2 protein-coding genes are annotated in these 3181 nt (G+C 64.2%); both read left to right on the top strand.

Annotated elements, in window-relative coordinates; genetic code table 11:
• Positions 1-384: DUF3883 domain-containing protein (locus VKP62_12020; GenBank protein ID MEB3197919.1), on the top strand; the 384-nt coding region annotated here is incomplete at its 5' end.
• Positions 385-389: 5 nt separating this feature from the next.
• Positions 390-3181, top strand: a 2792-nt coding sequence (locus tag VKP62_12015) for a DUF1156 domain-containing protein (GenBank protein MEB3197918.1), incomplete at its 3' end; no start/stop codon positions are given.

The following is a 3181-nucleotide window of genomic DNA, read 5'->3' as shown; positions in this document are numbered from 1 at the left end:
ACAGCCCGCAAGCGGGTGGAGCTGCTGGCGATGAACGCCGTATTCGAGGCCGAGAAGGCCCTGGGCCGCATGCCCAAGGACGTGAGCGCCCAGCGTGGTCTGGGCTACGACATCGAGTCGATCGATGCCGACGGGAACCTGTTCTTCATTGAGGTGAAGGGCCGGGCTGATGGCGCCGATTCAGTGACCCTCACGATCAACGAGGTGAACACCGGCCGCAACGCGCCCCATCGCTTCCGCCTGGCGCTGGTGAGCATCGAGGCTGATCGGGCATCACCACCGGTGTATGTGAGCGGCGTCGACTGGGGTCTGCCCGGCTTCGGCGATACCCAGATCACCAAGAACCTGCAGCAGCTGCTGGCCGCTGGCCGCGCCCCTCACTGATCGCCATGACCCCCCACCCCGTCAAACGCCGCAAGAAGCTGATCGAGGTCGCCATCCCGCTGGAGGCGATCAACGCGGCCTCGGCGAGGGAGAAGAGCATTCGCCATGGGCACCCGAGCACGTTGCACCTGTGGTGGGCGCGGCGGCCATTGGCGGCGGCACGGGCGGTGATCTTCTGCCAGATGGTGGATGACCCCTCGGCGGTGCCCGAGGAGTTGCCCACTGACGTTGACCAGGAGAAGGAGCGGCTGCGGCTGTTTGCCCTGATCAGCGAGCTGGTGCAGTGGGAGAACACCACCAACGAGGACGTGCTGAACCGTGCGCGGGCGGAGATCCGCCGCAGCTGGCGGCGCTGCTGCGCCGACAACGCCGATCACCCGGAAGCAGCCGAGCTGTTCAACCCTGAGAAGCTGCCCGGCTTTCACGATCCCTTCGCTGGGGGTGGGGCCTTGCCGCTGGAGGCCCAGCGGCTGGGGCTGGAGGCCTACGCCAGTGATCTGAATCCGGTGGCGGTGCTGATCAACAAGGCGATGATCGAGATCCCGCCGAAGTTCGCCGGGCAGCCGCCGGTCAATCCGGAGAGCAGGCGCAACCTTGCTGTGCAGCAGTGGAAAGGCGCCGAAGGCCTGGCGCAAGACGTGCGCTACTACGGCCAGTGGATGCGTGATGAAGCCGAGAAGCGCATCGGCCACCTCTACCCGAAGGTGCTGATCACCCCGGAGATGGTGAACGATCCGGGGAACCCGCGCCCGGATCTGAAGCCCTACGAAGGGCAGGAACTCACGGTGATCGCCTGGCTGTGGGCTCGCACGGTGAAGAGCCCCAACCCGGCCTTCTCGCAGGTTGAGGTGCCGCTGGCCTCGACCTTCATGCTCTCGCAGATGAAGTGTAGAGAGGCCTACGTGCAGCCGGTGGTTCAGGGCAGTGGCTATCGGTTCACGGTGAAGGTCGGCAAGCCGGAGGATGGGGCGAAGACGAAGGACGGGACCAAGCTCGCCAGGGGAGCGAACTTCGGGTGCTTGATGTCAGGCACTCCCATCGAAGGGGACTACATCAAGAGCGAGGGGCAGGCGGGGAAGATGGGGGCTCGGCTGATGGCGGTCGTTGCCGAGGGGAAGCGTGGACGTGTGTATTTGGCGCCAACTCCAGAGCATGAGGCGGCAGCGCTACTGGCCAAGCCCGAATGGAGGCCGGAGCAGGATTTGCCCGACGATCCGCGTAACTTCTGGACCGTTCAATACGGCCTCACCACCTACGGCGATCTGTTCACCGATCGCCAGCTGGTGGCGCTCACCACCTTCTCCGACCTGGTGGGCGAAGCGATGCAGCAAGCTCGCCGCGATGCCAATGAGGCCGGTCGACCCGATGACTCCACGCCCCTGCGCGACGGCGGCACTGGCGCAGCGGCCTATGCCGAAGCAGTTGGCACGTTTCTTGGCTTGGTAGTTAGTGGTCAGTCGGACCGCATGTCTTCGATCTGCACATGGGATGCAGGTGGAAAGACCTGGGGGACGAAGACGCGAAACACATTTGCCCGGCAGGCAATACCCATGTCATGGGATTATGCTGAGGTCAACCCTTTGTCAAGTCAGTCGGGAAGCTATGGGAATTCTCTTGAGTATACCTCTAAGGGAATAGGCGCTGCTTCGGGATTGGCTGGCTGCGTGTCTCTGAAAGACGCCGCATTGCAGGTGCTCAGTTCACGGAAAATAGTTTCCACTGACCCGCCTTACTACGACAACATCGGCTACGCCGATCTCTCCGACTTCTTTTACGTCTGGTTGAGGCGGTCGTTGCGGCTCGTGTTCCCCGGCCTGTTCGCGACGCTGGCAGTTCCCAAGGCAGAGGAGCTGGTGGCCACGCCCTATCGCCACGGCGGCAAGGAGCAGGCTGAGCAGTTCTTCCTTGATGGCATGACCCAGGCGATGCATCAGCTCGCTGTGCAGTCCCATGCCGGCTTCCCGCTCTCGATCTATTACGCCTTCAAGCAGGCCGAAACCAAGGGGAAGGGGGCGGCGGGCACCGCCAGCACCGGCTGGGAGACGTTTCTGGCGGCAGTGATGGATGCCGGCCTGGCAATCACTGGCACCTGGCCCATGCGCACTGAACTGGCCAACCGCATGATCGGAGCGGGTGCGAACGCCCTCGCTTCCAGCGTTGTTCTGGTTTGCCAGCGTCGCGATCCCGGTGCCGCCATCCTCTCCCGCAATGCCTTCCGCCGCGAGCTGCGGCAGCGCCTACCCCAGGCCATCAAGGAGCTGGAGCACGCCAACATCGCGCCGGTGGACGTAGCCCAGGCCGCCATCGGCCCCGGCATGGCGATCTTCAGCCAGGCCAAGGCGGTGCTCAACCCCGATGACTCTCCCATGAGCGTTCGCGATGCGCTGATCGAGATCAATGCCGCCCTCGATGAGCACCTCTCCCAGGATGAAGGCGCCTTTGATGCCGACACGCGCTTCGCGCTCACCTTCTTCGAGAGCTTCGGCTACAGCGAGCGGCCCTTCGGAGATGCCGAAGGCCTGGCTGTCGCCCGCAATATCTCGGTTGATGGCGTCGCCAAAGCTGGCATCCTCCGGTCTGCCGCCGGCAAGGTGCAGCTCTATCGCCGTGAGCAGCTCGGTAACAACTGGGATCCGACCAGCGACAATCGCATCTGTGTCTGGGAGGCCACCCAGCACCTGATCAAGAGGCTGGAAGCGGATGGCGAAGGCGGCGCAGCGGCCCTCCTGCTTCAGCTCAGGAAGCTTCCTGGCCATGGCGACCTCGCCGCCAACTGCCGGGCCCTGGCCTACCGCCT

It is taken from the genome of Candidatus Sericytochromatia bacterium, assembly GCA_035285325.1.
Lineage (GTDB): Bacteria > Cyanobacteriota > Sericytochromatia > S15B-MN24 > JAQBPE01 > JAYKJB01.
The sequence above is the reverse complement of the archived record's forward strand: the minus strand, read 5'-3'. Positions and strand labels throughout refer to the sequence as shown.